Here is a 19681-nt window from a genome sequence, read left to right on the forward strand (position 1 = left end):
ATCGTAAAATAATCCTTAATTTCGAATATGATTACACAAGAGCAAAAAGAAATTACCAAACTGGATGTCAACAAAATCAGGATTGACTTTCCTATTTTGAATACCAATATATACGGGCACTCATTGGTTTACTTTGACAATGCCGCTACTACACAAAAGCCAAATCAAGTAATAGATAGTATTTCTGATTACTACAAAAACTATAATAGTAATGTCCACAGGGGAGTACATCATTTGAGCCAGATGGCAACAGACCGGTTTGAAGAAGCACGAAGAACAGTTCGCGACTTTATCAATGCAGAAAGTGAGAAAGAAATAATCTTTACCAGGGGCACATCTGACAGTATTAATCTCATTGCATCATCTTTTGGCAAAGCATTTGTCCGAAAAGGAGATAGAGTGTTAATTACAGCTATGGAACATCATTCCAACATTGTTCCCTGGCAAATCTTGTGTGAGGACAGGGAAGCTCAGCTTGATGTTATTCCCATCGATGAAAAGGGGGAACTGATTTTTGAGGAATTTGAAAAACTCCTGGACAGCGATGTCAGGATTTTGGCTCTTCCATATGTATCTAATTCCCTGGGAACCGTTAATCCCGTTAAAAAAATAATTGAAGCAGCCCATAGTCATGGAGTTCCGGTATTATTGGACGCAGCCCAGGCCGTACAACATATACCGGTAGATGTTAAAGAGCTCAATGTTGACTTTCTCGCTTTTTCCAGTCACAAGATTTATGGTCCGACAGGAATGGGGATTCTATACGGAAAAGAAGAATGGCTAGAAAAAATACCTCCGTATCAGGGAGGGGGAGAAATGATACATACTGTAACCTTTGAAAAAACAACGTATAATGAACTGCCATTCAAGTTTGAAGCAGGTACACCAAATATTGCAGGAGCAATTGGTCTGGATTCCGCTTTGAAATACGTTACTAATTTAGGTATTGATTCCATCCATATCTACGAAAATAAACTCTACCAATACGCATTGGAAAAACTTTCTTCAATTAAAGAACTAACATTTATTGGTGAAGCTAAAGAAAGAGCTGGTGCTATATCTTTTGTAATCGAAAATACGCACCCGTTCGATGTAGGAGAAATCCTTGACAAACAAGGCATCGCTGTGAGAACAGGGCATCATTGCACAGAACCAATTATGGATCAATTTAAAATACCCGGAACAATTCGGGCTTCCTTTTCATTTTATAATACAAAGGATGAAGTAGATCGACTGGTTTTGGGACTGAATCGAGCAAAACAAATGCTTCTTTAAATATACCGGTATATGACGATAAAGGAAAAGCAAGATGAGATTATAGCAGATTTCTCATTTTTCGAAGATTGGATGGATAAATATGAATATATTATACAGCTTGGAAAAGAATTACCCTTAATAGATGAGGCATTCAAGACTGATGATAAATTAATTAAAGGATGCCAGTCCAGGGTTTGGATGCACGCTGAAGAAAAAGAAGGTAAAGTCCTATTTTCTGCGGATAGTGATGCCTTAATTACCAAAGGTCTGGTAAGCCTGGTTATCAAAGTACTTTCAGGCCATTCAGCAGAAGATATCCATAATGCTGATATCTACTTTATAGATCAGATTGGATTGAAAAGCCATCTATCCCCTACCCGATCCAATGGGCTGCTTTCCATGCTCAAACAAATGAAATTGTATGCCCTGGCATTAAAAACACGGCACCAACTGGAAAAATAGATAAATTATATTATTATGAGCGATTTGAAATCGAATATTATAGAAGCCTTACATACGGTTTACGACCCTGAGTTACCGGTTAATATTTATGACCTGGGATTGGTATATGATATCACTATTACTAATGAATCAAATGTCCACGTTACGATGACATTGACTGCTCCCGCCTGTCCCGTTGCAGGAGAAATTTTATTTGATGTGGAATCAAAAGTACGTGCAGTAGAAGGAGTAAATGATGTACATGTTGATCTTACCTTTGATCCTCCATGGAATAAAGATATGATGACCGAAGAAGCTAAGTTGGAATTGGATATGTTTTAGAAAGTTACCCCATATCCTCAAAAACGGCTACAGCTCTTACAGGAGATCCTGTTCCTCCCCTGATTTTTAATGGTAATGCAATAAATCGAAAGCGCCCCCTTCCTACCAGTTTGTGTAGATTGATCAAATTTTCGTAATGGGTAAACCCAAGTTTTCCACAAATCTTATGGACTCCTTTATTTGAAACCTTACGGACCCCGGGCGACATTGTTTCAACTCCAAAAGCTGACACTCCTTGCTCTCCAAGCCAGCGGGCTGCATTTTCTGTAATTCCAGGTCCATTTGACCATTGTTCCGTTCCAAAATACCGACGATAATGATCTGTATAAATTAGAACGGTATCCCCTGGTTTTATTATTTGTCTCGCCTTTTTACACTTATCTTCCAACTCCTGAGCACTAATCAATTCATTCAATCCCTTTGTCGAAAAATCCAAACAAAATGCTTCCGTATAAAACATAGATAGAGGCATTTTATCGATTGACTTCTCGCGATAAGCCTTGTCCATATGACTTAATGAATCTACATGTGTTCCGGTATGTTCCCCCATTTCTATTTTATGGACACTAGGGGTTTGCTCTTTAGACCCAGAAATCTTGTCCCATTCTTCGTGAGTAGCATGAATGTTCATTTTGACTTCAGGAATTCCATTGAATACAGGCATCCCCGGATATATTTCCTGGCTTAAATCTACTATTTCAGTCAAAGAATTATAATTTAGTGCGGATAACAAAAAAGTTGAACAAATAGTTTTAGTCAAAATATGACTGTTCTTTTTAGGAATCCATTTATTCTTTTTCAAATCTGTAGGCACCATATTTCTCTAATTAGCTAAAAATAAGAATTGACTCAAAAAATGACCTTGCGAGAGATTTATACCTACAAGATATGATTCCTATACGGTATCACCTTCATAGAGAGAATAATTAATTTGCCATCTAATTAGACTAATTAAAATCAATTTAACTAACATACAAGCCGAATAAAATAAAATTGAAAATTTTATATAATTTTTTTTTCCATTTTACGCATTTTGCAATATATTCAATTTAGCTATTGGTTATTTGAATTTATTATCAATGGCTAAATAGTTTCCTGTAAGTTGTTTTGGTCAATAATTTTTGGAAGCGGTCCGGGAGCTTTATGTTCCCGGGTTTTGAAACGGTTCAATAGTATGTACTCACATATTTCCTACATTTTTACCAACCATTTATATTGAAGTTCAGTTTGTGATATATATATATATCTTACTCCCACATATGAAAAGTAGATGGGCAACAACATTCAAAACCATTTTCTTTGAATTGTGCTTAATTATTAAACGGTATCCATCATAATCCATTAGGTACATTAGAAGATTTTAATCAATTCACTCACCAAATAAGGACTTACTTTATAAATCCTTCCTTCAACTTTTGAATACCAAATGATTCACAAAGATTGATCGTTTCCAGAACATCCATTAATTCAGTACGGGGATTTATAAGGCACATCCTAAGGACCACTTGTTTATTTAAAATAGTTGTTACAAGTAATGCCTTTCTACTTACCAGGACTTTTTTAGAAATATATTCATTTATCTGATCGATTTGACCGGGCTTGAGATCTTCATTAATCGGATTATATCGAAAATTAATCACAGCCAATGTTGCGGGTGAAACAATTTCCCAATTTTCACTTATTCTCAATTCTTGTTCGACCCTTTCAGCCAGAGAAATATTATATGAAACAGCATTCCTAAATACCTTTAGACCAAATGTCTTGACTGACATATAAAACTTCAAAGCCCTGAAACGACGCGTTAATTGAATTCCGTGGTCATAAAAATTTATCTCTGAAGTATTTCCTTCAATATCCCTTAAATACTCGGGCTTCTCTGTAAAGGTGTTTTTTAACCATCGATGATCCCGGACCAACAAACAGCCAATCTCATAAGGTTGGTAAAACCATTTGTGCGGATCTACAGTAAGCGAATTTGCCTTATCAATCCCCTTCAACAACTTCTTTCCCTTATCTGATAATATAGCCGCACCTCCATAAGCACCATCTATATGAAACCAAATTCCTTCCTCTTCACAAATTTTAGCCATATCTTCCAGAGGATCAACGGTTCCCGTATTTGTTGTGCCGGCCGAGGCTATTAAACAAAAAGGTTGTCCCCCTTTTATACGGTCTTTTGCTATTGCATTTTTTAATTTATTCAATGATATTTTGAACTCCATATCCGTAGGAATAATTCTCACTTGTTCTTTCCGGAAGCCTAGGACACGAATGGCCTTAATATTGGAGGAATGGGCCTGATCAGACATGTATATTATCGCATTTGAAAATTCGTCCCCGCATTTCAACCTGCGTGCAGCTGCTATAGCAGTCAAATTCGCCATCGATCCTCCACTGGTAAATATTCCACCTCCTTGTTTAACAGGAAAACCAAATATTTTTAATAGCCAATTCATCGTAACGATTTCCAATTCTGCAGCTGCTGGAGAACCGGACCAGCCTCCGGAAAAAATATTAAATCCTGTAGCCAAAGCATCAGCCATTACACTAATATAATTACTGGGGCCCGGTACAAATGCAAAAGACTTAGGGTGCGATAAATTGGTACTCTCGTTCATTACATTTTTCAGTACAAAATCAAGAACTTTATTCATATCGTCTCCCATTTCAGGGGCGGATTCCAAAAATAAAGAATCCATTTCCTCCCTGGTGGCATGGGTCACAGGCAATTTTTCCTTCTGATGAACCCAATGTTCTACAATTGCATCTACAACCCGGTATCCATACTTTTGCATAGTATTTTTTTCTAGTTCAAGCCTATCTATCGTCGCCCTCATATTGCGTTAAATTTTGTTTAAACAATAATAATATTTTGCTTTAATGGATTTACAATGATACTATATTCTATCATTACAACTATTTTATAATTTAAATAAAAATATATGTCTAATCTTTCACTAAACCAAGCACGTAAAATTCTAGATGCCTGTATTGCCAAATCTAATGAACTTGGAGTCAAAATGAATATTGCCGTAGTAGACGCAGGAACCAACCTTGTAGCCTTTAATAAAATGGACGGTGCATGGCTGGGATCTATCGACATAGCCTTAAAAAAAGCAAAAACAGCCCGATATTTTAATATGGATTCCGGGGAAATTGGTAAACTTTCCCAGCCAGGTGGAGCTTTGTACAATATAGAACACAGCAATGGAGGGTTAATTACCTTTCCGGGTGGAGTATGTATCAAAGACAAAAATGACAATATTATTGGGGCAATCGGAGTTAGTGGAAGCACTGTAGATGACGACCATGAAGTGGCAAGTGCAGGGACAATATATCATAAAGATTAAAACCTTTCTTGAATAAATCCGGGTTCTTTACCCCCCATGAATAAATATAGTTAAATAACCATACTTATTTTATATTTCAATAGTATTCTCCAAATCTCGCTATTTAACTTTTCTCCTAAACATTTATATATTAGATGAATATAATAGTTTGCTAATCAGAATTTTGCTAAGATATTATCAAATCCACATAATTAACCCATTACTAGTGGGATACTCCTGGATTCTTTCTATAATAGTAATTTTCTAATTGCCATTAAAATTGCAAAACAAATGATGTAGTATCCTAAAAAAATCTTTGTAAGGAACCAATTAGTAAAAGTTGTAATTATGAAAAAAGACATATCAGGTGTAGCCCTGGAAATCACACTGGGCAACATAGCCTCTCAAACTACTATTTCAGCCATTGTAAATGCCGCCAATGCTCAACTTCAATCCGGTGGTGGCGTAGCTGGTGCCATTCACCGTGCCGCTGGTCCGGGATTAGAGGAAGAATGTCGAAGCTATGCACCTATTCAGCCAGGCCAGGCGGTCGTTACTTCGGCCCACAACCTCCCGAATAAATATGTAATTCATGTCCTCGGGCCGGTGTACGGAAAGGACATCCCAGCAGATAAGCTACTTAGTGATTGTTATAAAAATGCTTTGGTCGTAGCAGAAAACCACAAAGTAGATTCCATTGCTTTCCCTGCTATATCAACCGGAATTTTTGGGTATCCGGTAGCAGACGCTGCCCGTGTAGCTTTTTCAACTTTGCAAGTTTACATTCCGAGATTAAAGCATATAACAAAAATAAAAATAGTACTGTTTAGTGAGACAGACCTGACTACACACAAAGATGTTTTTCATGAAATATTTGATTAAAACTAAATCTTCCTCTCGCAAACACATTGATCCAAATTCCCTATTTTCATGTACATTTGAGTGTGATGACCAGCGAAAATAGAGATGTATTTCAAACATTAAGGGACCATATCAATCAATTCACTTCCATTGATCGAAGAAATTTTGACAAAATTGAATCCTATTTTATTCCCCTAAGAACCCGTAAAAAAGAAATTTTGTTTAGGGAAAATGATCTTTGTGATACGTTGTATTATATTTCTGAAGGATGCCTGCATCTCTATTTTACCGATGAAAATGGTCTGCAAAAAACCGTTCAATTCGGGATTGAAAATTGGTGGATTACAGATTTCCTGGCCTTTCACCACGGCTCCAGGACTGAATTTTCTCTACAGGCCATAGAATCATCGAATTTATTAAGTATTTCCAGGATCCAACAGGATCAATTAGTAGAAAAACACCCAACCATGGAAACATATTTCCGAAAAATTTATGAAATCGCCTATGGAGCCGCTATGTTAAGGACTAAATACAATTTTAATTTTTCCAAGGAGGAAATTTATTTTAGATTCAGGGACCAGTTCCCCGAATTCGCACAACGGATCCCGCAATACCTTTTGGCTACTTTCCTGGGACTTACTCCTGAGTACCTCAGCAAAATCAGGGCGAAAAAGCGTTCTTAATCCAGATTAATTTTTTTCTTTCTATTATGCCTTACTTTTGTAAAAAATCGACAGAATAAATACTACTTCGACAAATATATAGAAGTGAAGTAATTAGGAGTTCATGCCAGTTCACCAATGTCTGCGGGATCTCCTGACACGTTCTCAAATAATAGATGAAAAATATTTTACATTCAAAATATACCTTATGAATACCAACATCACACTTATCCTAAGCATCTTAACCCTGTTTTGGAATTGTACCGGCAAGACAACATCCAATACGTCAGATGAAAATACTCATCAATACACCAGGGATACCAAATTAATAGACACAACATTACCTCTTATTGGAATTTTGGCATTTGAAGGAGTCTTGACGACGGAAGTAACAGCCCCTATGGATGTTTTTACAAAGCATTCCGAAGATGGTAAGCCTCTATTTAATGTCATTACTATTGGTGAAGAAACCGAACCGGTTGTGAGCGAGGAAGGCCTGAAGATCATTCCCGATTTTTCATTTGAGAATGCCCCGCAACTCGATGTATTATTTGTACCAAGTGCCTATGATATGCATGCCCAGGTCAATAACCAAGCTATTATAGAATTTATCAAGCAACAGAATGAAAACACCCAATATACCGTAAGTAATTGTGCCGGAGCTCATCTTATTGGACAGTCCGGTATAGCAGATGGAAAGAAAATCGTAACCTGGATTGGCGGTGGGGAAGAACTTCAAAACACCTATCCGAATCTTAAGGTTCAGGATGATTCTGTGGTAAGCTTTGTAGAAGACGGTAAATTTCTCTCTTCTAATGGGAATCTGGCCAGCTACATTTCATCTCTGGAATTAGTGGAAAAACTTACCAACGGAGATCACCGAAAATATGTAGAATCCTATCTTTATATAGACCGCCTTTGCGACTGGGATAAATATTCACCGCAACTCGAAGAATAGCGTCAGTTTTACATTGATATGAAAGGAACGTACGAAATCTATCAAAGCGTCTTGCTCCGGTGAATTTTTTTGCGGCACCCCCTTTCCACATTAGGAGGAAGCCAGATCCAATTCGGTAGTGTACATAGGTACTCAATACCGTGAAATACTATTTTAATCTAACAGATGCAGGTCAACAGCTCCGGGATGATCCAGTAAATCATAATCATACCTGGATATGCCCTTTTATTATTTTCAATATAATAAATGATTTGATGAATTTCAATATTCATTTCATTGTTTTTCTTTTTCCATTCATTACAACTTTAAAATTCGGGCAATTACCAATAAAAAAATGAAATTTATTTGTTACAATAAATTAAATTACATACATTAGTGAATAACCTACAATTTTTACCTCATTTGCCGAATTTTTGGGTCACAGACATCCAATTTCAAAATTTGTAACCCATAGTCGCGGAAGAGCGTAGCCTTCAAGAGCTCGTTGGCTTATAGGTGCTTTGGCCTGCACAAGCTCAAACCGTTGTACTATATATTTTTTAACTATAAAACTTTTTTTATGTACTATTTAAAAAAACCAAAAGCTACCCCCCCCCCATTTACTAACCGCCTTTAGCTCCGGCTGGAAAATCACCCTGATGTTGATGGCTGTAATGTTTGTATTTACTGGTTGTGAAAAAGAGGATCCGGTAATAAAAAATCCAGAAAGTAGTAATTTATTCCTGGGACTCGATGTATCTTCCATGCAAGAGCATGAAATTCTTGCGCACTTTAGAAATTATGACTTCAGTAATTTAGAATCTAACTATGATGATGTTCGGGTAATTAGTTCTTCTTCAGATGATTTATCTAATAAACCTAGAATAAGTACTCGCGCCTCATGCCAAGCGGCTGGTCGTCTTCGTAAATTATCAGGTACAGCAACTGGTTATTCAGTCTTAGTTTTAGAGAATGGTACTAGTCCTATAGCTTTTTTGAACTTTACAGGAAATCCTTCACAAATATTATACTATTCAATAGATGATACAAAAAGTTATGATTTTGTAATAGGGGTTTCAAGTGGAGGTGGTTCTTCTGAAGATTTTTCATTTAATGTTGTTCGTCCAAGTGGTGGAGCAACAAGTTATTGGTTTTATGGAATTGATGCTACATCAGGTGAGTTTGGGGAAATTACAGACATTGATTATTTTGTTTGTCCATAATTGATATCCTTAGAAGTAATAGAGCGTATTTAAAAGATACGCTCTATTTTCATTTTACATAGTGTAAAATACTAAAAATGAAAATAGTTTTTTTAACTCTACTAAGTTTTTTCTTTCTTTTTCCCTATTCGATTATGGCCCAAAATATTTATTTTAATGCCTTCCCACGAACAATAGAATTAGTCAAATTAAACTTGGAGACCTGTGAAACCCATTTGGAATTTAATTTTCAAGAGGTATTGCAATCTCGTGAAACTGTCATCCGGGGATCTTCTTTTCATCCAGATGGATACCTATATTTAACAACAGGATTTCGCTTGATACGCTACAACATTTTACGCAAAGAGGTGAAAGATATTATCCCTATCGACGATTTTGCCCAGCAAGTCAATGATGGTTTCTTTCTCGCCATTTCGGAAGAGGGTAGGTTTATTATCAGTGGTGGCGATCATATGTCCCAAATTTATGACTACGACCTTCGAAATCGAAAGGTAATCCAAATAATTGATGATAACGGTATACCACCACAAGTTATCAAAGGGATGACAGGATTTATAGGTAATCATCTTTTATTATATGTCGGAACAGAGGATTTAAATAATCGCGGATTCAGGTTATGGAATCCTGATAGTGCAAACTTATATGACCTCTGGAGTGATTCTTCTGAAGAACATTCCTACTTTTGGCCTTCTATGTATACTCCTGCCTGTAAATCCAATAGTTTATTAGTACAAAGAGTTTTAGAGGGCACTAGTCAATTTGTTGAAATTGATTTGGAAAATAAAAATGTAGCACAAAAATGTGAAGACGAAATAATAGGATATACTCCACTGGGCTCTGCCAACCCCACCGACTTCCGCCAATCCCCGCTCCGCATTGACCTGGATGCGGACAACTCCTCCTACCACGCTACCGCCGGCTACTACGACACCCTCACTACCTGTATGCCGCAAGCCCCCATCACCGACGACGATATCGAGATCTCAACCTGCGGGGCGGAGGTGGATTATATATCTTTCCGGCTGAAGTACTACGACCAGCCCCGCCTGCCCGAAGAATACATCACCGCCGAAGGCTTCGAGGACCAGCTACAGCCCACTTCTGATCCTTCCCGATGGGTGTGGAATAATCCCTACGGCAATGATACCGAAAGCATCAAAGATTTCCTGCGCAGCCTGCGATACCACGCTAACTGGGACCCGGGGAACTCTGAAGAGAGCCGGGAACGCGTTGTAGCAGTGACTATGCACGTAGGCGAAGACAGTACCTCTTCCTGGTCCGTCTTCCAGTTGGAACCCGACGACCTCTACGCAGGCCGGGATACCACCGCTACCTACTGTGCCGACCCTGATGCCCGGGACCACATCGACCTGACTTCCTACCTGAGCGAGGGAGTGGATGCCGAAACCGGGCGCTTTGAGCCCATGCTTTCCGGTGGGCGCGGTATGTTTGTCCCCGGCACGGACGATGACGGGGAATTCCAGTACATACTCGAAGAAAATGGATGCTCCGACACTGCCGTCATCACTGTAGAAACCCTGGAAACCGGGTTGGCAGATCTGGAGCTCGATACCGTGAAAATCTGTGGTGGCAGCCAGATACGCATCGGTTTCCCACCCGGTGTGTACGAGTCCATCGAATGGTGGGACGGCAGTACGGGCGACTCCATATTGATCAGCCACAGCGTCATAGATCCCTATGCGCTCGTGTCCGTAGGCTCCTGCCATGTGCGCATCCCTATTGCCGTAACCAACCTGGCGGACACCCCATTCGCCGGGCCGGATACTACTTTCACCTACTGTCCGGAAGGGCCGGCCATTGATTTCAACGATCATCTCCCCGCTCCCACGGGAAGTACCCGCTGGCTCGAACCCGGCCTCCAAAACGGGGGATCCGTTTTCAGGCCCGGTATCGATGATCCCGGTATCTACCAATACATCGTGGAATCGGAAGGCTGCACCGATACGGCACAGATCACCATGGAAGAAACCGGGACTCAGGAACTGCCTTTTGCCCCCGTCTCCACCTGTGAAGGACAAAGCACCCAAATCGGATTACCGGCCGGCGCCTACAGCGATATTATCTGGTGGAACGGTGAAAGCGGGGATTCTACTACCATTAACAGCGATGAGACCGGGCCTTTCTGGGTGGAAGCCCAGCAGGACGGGTGCTATTTCCGCGCTGACTTCGATGTATCCGTTGGGGAAGAAATTCTATTCCCCGGTTCATATCCCGACACCCTCAGACTTTGCCCCGGCACTACCGGCCAAATTACCGTACAGGGACTGGACTCCATACTACTGGATGGTGCTATGTATGTATCCGGGGATGTGATCAACCTGACCGACCCGGGAGAATATTCCCTGACCGGTTACTTAGGCGGATGTACTGCTACGCATTCCGTATCGGTTACTTCCTATAATGATCCTTCCGGACAATACAGCGAGACCTTCCCCCGGTGCAACGGCACCTCTCTATCGATTACTTTACCCGATGATACGGAAGAATATAGCTTTTCCTGGACAGACGGGCATCCGGACCGGGAACTGACAGTGGATGACGACGGAGAATACCCTTTTGACATATCGGACGGGAATTGTTCTTTTCGCGCGATATATACCGTAGTACCCAGCGACGGCCCGGAGTGCGAACAAGAAGAATGCGCCATCTCCATACCCAATGCCGTATCTCCTAACGGGGACGGAATCAACGATGCCCTGACCATCTTTTCTACCGGATGCCAAAGCATCGAATCCGTGGCATTGATCGATAAATGGGGAAACACAATCCATACAACCGATTCACAAGTTATAGATACCACAGTATGGTTACAGCTACCGCCCGGGGTCTACATGGTAAAAGTTAACTACCGTGACCAACACGGTAGATTAAAAACGAAAGCGGGATCGATTTTGGTAATTAGGTGAGTGAGGGTGTGGGGCCAACTAAAACCGTGAGCAGACAGCTATTAACTGCTAATTTTGAGGGATCTTTTATCTAACCTCAATGTACTTTTCACAAAACAAAGCAGATAACCGGTGTCTCAATTTTTTCGGACATTTTTACAATAAAATAGGGCAATACTTCCCAGGAAATATTGCCCTACCGTTACTTTACAAAGCCATATTACAGCGTCCTGAAATACTCTAACAAAGCTCTCGCTTCCTCTCTGGAAATATTTTGATCCAACATGGGACTATTATTAAATTCTTTTAATAATTCCTTAGCTAATGGATCTTTTTCCAACATCTCGGTTGGATTCATAATCATATTCATCACCCATTCTGGAGATCTTCGCTCTAAAACCCCTTTTTGAGGCGGACCGATCACTTTGCGGTCAACAGCGTGGCAGGCGATACACTTGGTATCATAGATTTCTTTTCCCTCTACAGCCAATTTTCGGTCGATATCTTCCGGTATGTCAACATTCTCCACCGGACCTACTCCTTTATTATCCAATACCACCCTTTTACTGGCCGGAACATCAGAACCCGACATATCCGTAGTTTCTTCTTTGGTCTCTTCTTTCTTTGTTTCAGTTTTAGTCGATTCCCCTGAATTCCCACTGTCCCCTTCGGAACCACAGCTCATCAAAAGAAAAAACATTGCACTGCATAGAAATAAAAATAAACGTTTCATTTTAGCTCTACAATTTAATTATAATTTGGTTTTCCAACGAGAACAACTACCCCATTTTACAATGAGAACGCCTCGTTCTCAAGTAGCGTTCGTCTTAATTCGGGCTAATTTACATATTTTTTTTAGTGGTAAAACATTTACCGGGTATAATTTGCAAGACGGAATTATAAACCAAATATGCTAATTATTAAACAATAAACGCTCCCCAAAAAGAGGTGAATGAAACGTTCCATTTTCAAAACATAATTTGCCATTTACGAAGGTTTTAATGACTTTTGAGTTAAATATTTTATTTTCGAAAGGGGACCATCCACACTTGTATAAAATATTTTCTTTTTCGACTTTCCAGGATTCTTTGGTTGTCAATTGAACAAGATCTGCTTTGTACCCTTCACGAATATATCCACGATCTTTGACATTAAAGCACTCGGCAACGGAATGACACATTTTGTCAACCAAAAAAGCCAGGGCTGATACATCTCCTTTAACATTTAACTTACCTTCAAGCACTAATTCGACTGCGCCAACCAGTGTATGTTGAATTAATGGCAATCCCGAAGGGCATAGAGTATATGGATTATCCTTTTCTTCCCAGGTGTGCGGTGCGTGGTCAGTAGCAATTACATCGAGTGCGCCAGAAACCAGTCCCTCCAATAATTTTTGCTGATCTCGCTTTCTTTTGATCGCAGGATTGCATTTGATCAAGCCTCCCAACCGTTCATAATCATCGCTATTAAAAGACAAATGATGTACACAAACTTCTGAAGTAATCTTTTTATCCCGAAGCGGTATATCACTATCAAATAACAACAATTCATCTGCCGTGGTTATATGCAAAATATGAAGACGAGTACCGTGCTTTCTGGCCAGCTCTACCGCCTGGCTACTGCTCAAATAACAAGCTTCCCGGCTACGAATATCCGGATGAAGTGCAAATGGTATCTCATTTCCGTAAATGCTTTTGAAAAATTCGGTATTTTTCACAACCGTGCTTTCATTTTCGCAATGAGTGGCAATCAACATACCCGATTGGCTAAACACCTTTTCAAGTTGATCCATATCATCTACCAACATGTTCCCTGTACTGGACCCCATAAATATTTTCAGGCCACAGACACGGGTAGAATCCGTCTTCAGGACTTCTTCCAAATTATCATTACTCACCCCCATATAAAAGGAATAATTCACGAAACTTGTATTGGCAGCTATATCGTATTTCTTCTGAAGTAATTCCTGGGTAATGGCCGGGGGCTTGGTATTGGGCATTTCCATAAAACTGGTAACCCCTCCTGCTAAAGCAGCTCTTGATTCGCTGGCGATATCAGCTTTCCATTCCATACCGGGTTGTCGAAAATGAACCTGATCGTCAATTATGCCGGGCAATAAATAATCCCCATTAAATTCATAATCTGCATCTGTCTTTTCTGAAAAACTTCCTATTCTTTCGATTCTATCTCCGGCAATCAAAACATCTCCATCAACGATTTTCCCTTCATTCACAATTTTTGCATTCCTTATTCCAATTTTAGCCATACTCTCTTAAGTTTATATATTTTTGTAACTGCTAAATTTAAACTTTTTATGGATATAGCCAATTTAAAAGTAGGAATATTAGGAGGTGGGCAATTGGGTAAAATGCTCAATTATACGGGTAATCAGTGGAACCTGGCTTTGTGGAACCTGGATAAAGACCCAACCTTTCCTGCATCTATCAATGCCTATAAATTTCAGGAAGGAGACTTCAAGAATTACGACGATGTTATGAAATTCGGACGTCAGATGGATATTTTGACGATTGAAATAGAACACGTAAATATTCAGGCTTTATTTGACCTGAAAAAAGAAGGCATAAAAATTCACCCCGATCCGGATGCTCTTCAAATTATAAAGGATAAATACATACAAAATGCATTTTACGTCTCCCATGAATTACCAACCCCTAATTATCGGAAATTTGAATCCGAAATCGAAATTGTAGAAGCGATCAAAAGCTCGAAACTTGAAATACCGTTTGTACAAAAAACCCGGGGAGAAGGGTATGATGGGAGGGGTGTAAAAATAGTTAACAACACTAACGACCTAAAAGACCTTCTTCCAGGACCTTGTATTACCGAAGATAAAACTGAAATATACAAGGAAGTGGCAGTCGTAGTTGCAAGAAATGAAGTTGGGGAAGTCAAATGCTTTGACCCTGTCGAAATGGTATTCAATGAACAAAATATGCTTGACTACCTTTTCGCCCCTGCTGAAATATCAAAAGAAATACATGAAAAACTATACGAATATTCGCACAAGACTATTGAAGCCTTTGGAATCTGCGGTTTGCTTGCTATAGAATTTTTTCTGGATACAAATGGCAAAGTATTTATAAATGAAGTAGCCCCACGCCCCCACAACAGTGGCCACCATACCCTGGAAAATGCAGTTACTTCGCAATTTGAACAGCATTTACGCGGAATACTAAATCTTCCACTTGGGAGTACAGGACTTCTTCAGCCTGCAGCTATGCTCAATATCCTGGGGGAACCCGGATATGAAGGGCCTCCCTATTACAAAGGAATGGAAAAAGTTATGGCCATTCCCAATGTACATGTACATATCTATGGCAAACCAGTGACACGTCCTTACCGTAAAATGGGACATATTACGGTATGTGGTACAAACCGCAATGAAATTGATGAAAAAGTAAAAAAAGTACAAAACACACTAAAAGTTATTTCAAAATGAATAAAGTAAGCATAATAATGGGATCCGATTCGGATCTTCCCGTAATGAAAGATGCGGCTGAAATTCTTGACTATTTCGGCATCTCATATGAACTTACCATTGTTTCTGCTCACAGAACCCCGGACAGGATGTTTTCTTATGCACGTACCGCCAGAGAAAAAGGGGTAAAAGTGGTTATAGCTGGGGCCGGAGGGGCAGCCCACCTGCCAGGCATGGTTGCTTCACTCACTTCCCTACCTGTGATTGGCGTACCTATTAAATCATCTAACAGTATTGACGGTTGGGACAGTATACTTTCGATTCTTCAAATGCCTAATGGTATTCCCGTAGCCACCGTGGCCCTTAACGCAGCAAAGAATGCGGGAATATTAGCTGCCAGCATTTTGGGTTCATCTAATCCGGATATTGCTAATAAGCTGGATGCTTATAAGCTCGAATTATCAAATAAAGTAAATGAAAAAATAAAGAAAGTCGCTGAGGAATACCCTAATAAATAAGGCTGTTTCTACAGAGCATAATGGAAGGCATCCCCCGGAATAAGTTTTTCAAATTAGGGAACTTAATTTGCCGAAAGAGATTAAAACCGGGTTGCCAATTCTTACTTTTCTCTTTAATAGAATGACAGAATTAAAGCCTTTTGCCTGAAATGATCAAACCAGGAAATTTAATGAAGTCGGCCTCCTTAATTACTCTGTAATAATTCTAAGGTAAGCTCCTGAGTTCTGTTTTGACCATATGGCCAGTCCCGGCAAACAGAAACTCTTACTATTCCCCCCCAAGTCCATAAAAATAATATAATCAATTCGAAAGGATTTCACTTTTCACCATGAGGGTATTAATCAAACCTGCCTTCGATGATTTTTAGAATTCAGAACAATTGAAAACAGGAAGGTTCGACGAAAAGGGATAAATACATAATGGACTAATTAGAGCTATATTGAGGAAGAGGATCGCTCCTATCAAGTAATACCTCCTTTATTGCAATTCTCATGATTGGATCAAGAAGGTCAATCTTTACGCGCCCTCCCTTAGCTTTATCCCCATTAAATTCAGAAGCTTCTTCACCTATTCCCCTTACACTCCGTCGAAACTTATAACTATCTGTCGAGGTCAGGTGAATTACAAATATGTCAAAATAAAAATATGTCCAATTTTATTTAAGGGCATCAAAATATTCCCGGAAATAGAAACCATATCGTACAAGAAATAAACCTCATGAAATAGGCTTGTAAAAACTATTCCCGGAAATAATATATCCTATTGTCTGGCATCTCTAACTAATATTGCCTCCTTTTTCAAGAACTTCAAATACGCCTTCGAGCCAAATACCATGAGCGGTATAGAAATAAGCTCCGAAAGGGTTTCCTTCTTCCTTCTTCCTAACTACTTTAAGCCAAATTACTTTTTCGTCTAAAACTCTGATCGGTACTAAATAGTAAGCCTCTTGGTTCTTGGTCTTTGGTTTTGAATACGCTCTGCTTCCACTCAAATTCTTCCATTTCAGCCCTTCCTGACGAGAATTTACTATTCCTGGTCTGGACTCTGCTGTGCTTACAATTTTATTAAGCACTCTCTGATAATCACTTTTTTGAAAAGCAAAAGTATCTGTAGAAACCCAACTGGTATCTTTTAAAGTGCCCAATGCGTTATTAAAATACAAATGATCTGGCCGAGGCACAGTAAAAACTTCACCTGCATTTTCCGGATCGGAATTTACTTTTTCTATAGCAGAATTAAAATTCATTGCATCGAACCAGAATTCGGATTCAAAACCATTGTCGGGAGTCAAATCCTTGAATGAAGAATCCAGACTACAGGAAAAAACAAGTAGTGTCAATAAGGTAAACAAATAAAATCTCATAATACAGTTTTTGGTCAATTATCAATCTATGCAACACCTTCAAATTCATGCGTTGACTTCGAATCTGTTCTACTAGAAAGTTGTAATTAAAACCAAAAGAAGATTACTTCATCCAGAAGAGGATGTCCTTCGAAACCCCAATTAATTATAGAACTGTCAATGAAGACAGTATAAGTATTGGTTATTAAAGCCAGCCGTTAAATGCTTACTTTTTTCCAGGCCAAAAACATGTAGAAACCTACTCATTCAATGCTTTCAGCGTAATTGGCATTTATACATTGTAGTCTTTAGTCCCATAAATACATATAATAGATAGTTACCACATGATTACAATAACAACTATTGTGGTACATCAAAACCATTATATTTAAGGTCTATCAAGACTTAGCCTTATTAAATTTAATTCATAGATAATAAAGCTTTTACGTTACTCCCCTTTTGATCCAAACTACATCTATGATGATTGATATTGCCCATTAAATGGAAAAGAAATAACCGCTTTCATCATCGAAATCGGAATATAACAGTTACATCAAAATATCCGAGTTTCTCTTCGATACGATTCGTTTTTATTTCCACCAAACGGAACAATACAGAACACCAAAGAATATTCAAGAAGCCTGTTTGCAATAATTCTCCGACTGTATTAATACTTTACTTGCAAAAACGGAAAATCATATACAACTAATTATTTATAAACTTGCAAATCATTCCAATTTTTACTCAAATTTGAATTTAAGTCACTCGTTTTAAAATAATTATGCACTCCAGTCTCCTTACTTTCAAATTGGCAATATCCATGCCAAAGCTTTAAGAATACATTAACATTGTGGTAAAATATAATGAGATCAAAATCTCATGGTCTAATTTTTATATATATAATTACATATTGATAAGTTTTAATATTATCAACATATAACATATATTAATAATTAAATATCAAATATTAAATCAAACACTTTACTTTGGTAATTCACCTCCGATGAAAATAAGTTATCTGTATTTCTGAAATTTGATATTACATTAAAAAAAATATATACTTTTTATGATTTTAACAATCACTTGTGGAGCTAACAAATAAAAATTACGTATCAAGTAAATACAAATTCGTTCTTTAACATGTATTACGGATACCATTTTTAGATTATACTGAAAAATAACCTTAGTTAATACACTCACTAAATGATATGAAAAGAACTAAATGGGGTATTACTGATAGAGCATTTCGAGAACTAAATAGTAATTATAAAATTATCAAGCCGGAAGATGATACTCTTCCAAAGTACTCTCCATTGATCTCTCAATTAAATTGAAGAATTAATAAGTATGCCCTCTTTATATTTCGTTGAAAAAATACCTAAAGAATAAAAAAAAGAATCTGCTTTGCATTAATTGACCAAAATTATAAGATAAAAAGTTGTGCTAACTCTTGATTAATAGAAGGAGTGATATGCAAAACAGATTCAAGAGATTGATATTTCAAAGTAAAAGAATTATTTATTTATTTTATTATTAATTATTATCAATAGTTTATAGTATATTAACATAAATGAAAGCGCCCGTTAAAAAGATACTTTTCAAGAGTAATACTACTTATTCTATATCAGTATATAAAGAAAACGAAATATCAGTCCCCTGGCATTTACATGCTTCGCCTCAAATTTTATTTTCAAAGGGCCTGAAAGGTATGTTGCTATTAGGCAAAAGAATAGAAACAATCACTGAAGACAATATATTCTTTATCGCTTCTAACTTACCACATTCCTATAAATTCTCAAAGAAAACGAAGGGTGCTGAATCGTCCTACCTAAATATCATCTACTTAAACACTAATAAAATAAAATCTTTATCACAAAATTTTGCTGAATTCCAATCGCTGAGACAAAATTTCAATAATTTCGGATATAGTTTCAATGTTACTAAAAAAGAAGCACGAAAATTCCCTCCACTCTTTGACGACATTGAAGGTAAGTCTCAGCTTGATCAGGCCTTACATGTATTCAAAATTCTAGATGTACTCGGTAGTGCAAAGAAATTGAAAATACTTTCTTCTCCGAATTTGTCAATTAATGATAATCCCAAAGAGGAAAGAATGAATAAGATACTGGCTTTTACATATGAGAATTTTACGAATCCGGTTGAATTAAATGATGTGGCAGAAATGGTACATTTGACGAAAGAGTCTTTCTGCCGATACTTCAAACAAAAAACCAATCAAACTTATATTTCTTTTTTGCTCGAGTTGAGAATCAATTTTGCCTGTCAAAAATTACAATTTACAAACTATACAATAAAAGATATTGCATACGAATCTGGATTTTCAAACGTACCTCATTTTAATAATCACTTTAGAAAAATAATGAATATGACCCCAACTGAATTTAGGAAGCTTAACTTATAAC

At 38.1% G+C, this 19681-nt stretch carries 17 protein-coding genes; 12 read left to right on the forward strand and 5 right to left on the reverse strand.

From position 1 onward, the window contains the following. The first annotated feature begins 27 nt into the window (after window positions 1–27). Genes LVD47_RS10170 through LVD47_RS10180 form a run of 3 tightly spaced genes read left to right on the forward strand, consistent with a single transcriptional unit; the run spans window position 28 to window position 2040 of the window. Window positions 28–1275 (forward strand): aminotransferase class V-fold PLP-dependent enzyme, encoded by a 1248-nt coding sequence (locus tag LVD47_RS10170; protein ID WP_236975714.1) that lies wholly within the window; start codon window positions 28–30, stop codon window positions 1273–1275. Window positions 1276–1287: 12 nt separating this feature from the next. Beyond that, window positions 1288–1719: a SufE family protein gene (locus LVD47_RS10175; RefSeq protein ID WP_236975715.1), complete on the forward strand. Its 432-nt coding sequence runs from the start codon at window positions 1288–1290 to the stop codon at window positions 1717–1719. A gap of 15 nt (window positions 1720–1734) precedes the next feature. Beyond that, window positions 1735–2040 carry an SUF system Fe-S cluster assembly protein gene (locus tag LVD47_RS10180; protein WP_236975716.1) on the forward strand — a complete coding sequence of 102 codons (306 nt, stop codon included), beginning with the start codon at window positions 1735–1737 and terminating at the stop codon, window positions 2038–2040. A gap of 4 nt (window positions 2041–2044) precedes the next feature. Here LVD47_RS10180 and LVD47_RS10185 read toward each other — a convergent pair whose 3' ends face one another. Next, on the reverse strand, window positions 2045–2746 hold the full coding sequence (locus tag LVD47_RS10185; RefSeq protein ID WP_236975717.1) for a cyclase family protein: 702 nt from the start codon (window positions 2744–2746) through the stop codon (window positions 2045–2047). A gap of 682 nt (window positions 2747–3428) precedes the next feature. Beyond that, window positions 3429–4877, reverse strand: a complete 1449-nt coding sequence (locus LVD47_RS10190) for a pyridoxal phosphate-dependent decarboxylase family protein (protein ID WP_236975718.1) — start codon at window positions 4875–4877, stop codon at window positions 3429–3431. Between the two features lie 105 nt (window positions 4878–4982). Between LVD47_RS10190 and LVD47_RS10195 the strand changes: the two genes are divergently transcribed. The 6 genes from LVD47_RS10195 (at window position 4983) to LVD47_RS10220 (ending at window position 11979) form a co-directional block, all read left to right on the forward strand. Next, complete coding sequence (locus LVD47_RS10195; RefSeq protein WP_236975719.1) at window positions 4983–5390, forward strand: GlcG/HbpS family heme-binding protein; 408 nt, start codon at window positions 4983–4985, stop codon at window positions 5388–5390. Window positions 5391–5717: 327 nt separating this feature from the next. Then, window positions 5718–6251, forward strand: coding sequence for a macro domain-containing protein (locus tag LVD47_RS10200; protein ID WP_236975721.1), 534 nt, complete (start codon window positions 5718–5720; stop codon window positions 6249–6251). Window positions 6252–6316: 65 nt separating this feature from the next. After that, window positions 6317–6913, forward strand: a complete 597-nt coding sequence (locus LVD47_RS10205; RefSeq protein ID WP_236975723.1) for a Crp/Fnr family transcriptional regulator — start codon at window positions 6317–6319, stop codon at window positions 6911–6913. 187 nt (window positions 6914–7100) lie between these two features. Next, window positions 7101–7850 carry a DJ-1/PfpI family protein gene (locus LVD47_RS10210; protein WP_236975725.1) on the forward strand — a complete coding sequence of 250 codons (750 nt, stop codon included), beginning with the start codon at window positions 7101–7103 and terminating at the stop codon, window positions 7848–7850. Between the two features lie 638 nt (window positions 7851–8488). Continuing rightward, a complete protein-coding gene (locus tag LVD47_RS10215; protein WP_236975726.1) occupies window positions 8489–9052 on the forward strand; it encodes a hypothetical protein in 564 nt (187 codons plus the stop codon). A 77-nt stretch (window positions 9053–9129) separates the two neighbouring features. Further along, window positions 9130–11979: a T9SS type B sorting domain-containing protein gene (locus LVD47_RS10220; protein ID WP_236975727.1), complete on the forward strand. Its 2850-nt coding sequence runs from the start codon at window positions 9130–9132 to the stop codon at window positions 11977–11979. A 199-nt stretch (window positions 11980–12178) separates the two neighbouring features. Here LVD47_RS10220 and LVD47_RS10225 read toward each other — a convergent pair whose 3' ends face one another. Next, the gene (locus LVD47_RS10225; protein ID WP_236975728.1) at window positions 12179–12691 is read right to left on the reverse strand and encodes a c-type cytochrome; all 513 of its coding nucleotides are present in this window, start codon (window positions 12689–12691) and stop codon (window positions 12179–12181) included. A 180-nt stretch (window positions 12692–12871) separates the two neighbouring features. Next, on the reverse strand, window positions 12872–14224 hold the full coding sequence (locus LVD47_RS10230) for a dihydroorotase (RefSeq protein ID WP_236975729.1): 1353 nt from the start codon (window positions 14222–14224) through the stop codon (window positions 12872–12874). 48 nt (window positions 14225–14272) lie between these two features. Here LVD47_RS10230 and LVD47_RS10235 point away from each other — a divergent pair, with 48 nt between their 5' ends. Next, window positions 14273–15418: a 5-(carboxyamino)imidazole ribonucleotide synthase gene (locus LVD47_RS10235; protein WP_236975730.1), complete on the forward strand. Its 1146-nt coding sequence runs from the start codon at window positions 14273–14275 to the stop codon at window positions 15416–15418. After that, window positions 15415–15915 (forward strand): 5-(carboxyamino)imidazole ribonucleotide mutase, encoded by a 501-nt coding sequence (gene purE / locus LVD47_RS10240; RefSeq protein ID WP_236975732.1) that lies wholly within the window; start codon window positions 15415–15417, stop codon window positions 15913–15915. Before LVD47_RS10235 ends, purE begins: the two co-directional genes overlap by 4 nt. A 776-nt stretch (window positions 15916–16691) precedes the next feature. Here the strand turns inward: purE and LVD47_RS10245 are convergent. Continuing rightward, a complete protein-coding gene (locus LVD47_RS10245) occupies window positions 16692–17279 on the reverse strand; it encodes a hypothetical protein (protein ID WP_236975733.1) in 588 nt (195 codons plus the stop codon). Between the two features lie 1549 nt (window positions 17280–18828). Here LVD47_RS10245 and LVD47_RS10250 point away from each other — a divergent pair. Then, on the forward strand, window positions 18829–19680 hold the full coding sequence (locus tag LVD47_RS10250) for an AraC family transcriptional regulator (protein ID WP_236975734.1): 852 nt from the start codon (window positions 18829–18831) through the stop codon (window positions 19678–19680). Window position 19681 lies beyond the last annotated feature (1 nt).

This window comes from Membranihabitans maritimus, from assembly GCF_021729145.1.
Classification (GTDB): Bacteria; Bacteroidota; Bacteroidia; order Chitinophagales; family Saprospiraceae; genus Membranihabitans; species Membranihabitans maritimus.

Coding starts and splice junctions, on each gene's coding strand:
- LVD47_RS10230 (WP_236975729.1), bottom strand. CDS start 14,224: ATGGCTAAAATTGGAATAAGGAATGCAAAAATTGTGAATGAAGGGAAA.
- LVD47_RS10190 (WP_236975718.1), bottom strand. CDS start 4,877: ATGAGGGCGACGATAGATAGGCTTGAACTAGAAAAAAATACTATGCAA.
- LVD47_RS10245 (WP_236975733.1), bottom strand. CDS start 17,279: ATGAGATTTTATTTGTTTACCTTATTGACACTACTTGTTTTTTCCTGT.
- LVD47_RS10195 (WP_236975719.1), top strand. CDS start 4,983: ATGTCTAATCTTTCACTAAACCAAGCACGTAAAATTCTAGATGCCTGT.
- LVD47_RS10200 (WP_236975721.1), top strand. CDS start 5,718: ATGAAAAAAGACATATCAGGTGTAGCCCTGGAAATCACACTGGGCAAC.
- LVD47_RS10205 (WP_236975723.1), top strand. CDS start 6,317: ATGACCAGCGAAAATAGAGATGTATTTCAAACATTAAGGGACCATATC.
- LVD47_RS10180 (WP_236975716.1), top strand. CDS start 1,735: ATGAGCGATTTGAAATCGAATATTATAGAAGCCTTACATACGGTTTAC.
- LVD47_RS10175 (WP_236975715.1), top strand. CDS start 1,288: ATGACGATAAAGGAAAAGCAAGATGAGATTATAGCAGATTTCTCATTT.
- LVD47_RS10235 (WP_236975730.1), top strand. CDS start 14,273: ATGGATATAGCCAATTTAAAAGTAGGAATATTAGGAGGTGGGCAATTG.
- LVD47_RS10220 (WP_236975727.1), top strand. CDS start 9,130: ATGAAAATAGTTTTTTTAACTCTACTAAGTTTTTTCTTTCTTTTTCCC.
- purE (WP_236975732.1), top strand. CDS start 15,415: ATGAATAAAGTAAGCATAATAATGGGATCCGATTCGGATCTTCCCGTA.
- LVD47_RS10225 (WP_236975728.1), bottom strand. CDS start 12,691: ATGAAACGTTTATTTTTATTTCTATGCAGTGCAATGTTTTTTCTTTTG.
- LVD47_RS10215 (WP_236975726.1), top strand. CDS start 8,489: ATGTTGATGGCTGTAATGTTTGTATTTACTGGTTGTGAAAAAGAGGAT.
- LVD47_RS10250 (WP_236975734.1), top strand. CDS start 18,829: ATGAAAGCGCCCGTTAAAAAGATACTTTTCAAGAGTAATACTACTTAT.
- LVD47_RS10210 (WP_236975725.1), top strand. CDS start 7,101: ATGAATACCAACATCACACTTATCCTAAGCATCTTAACCCTGTTTTGG.
- LVD47_RS10170 (WP_236975714.1), top strand. CDS start 28: ATGATTACACAAGAGCAAAAAGAAATTACCAAACTGGATGTCAACAAA.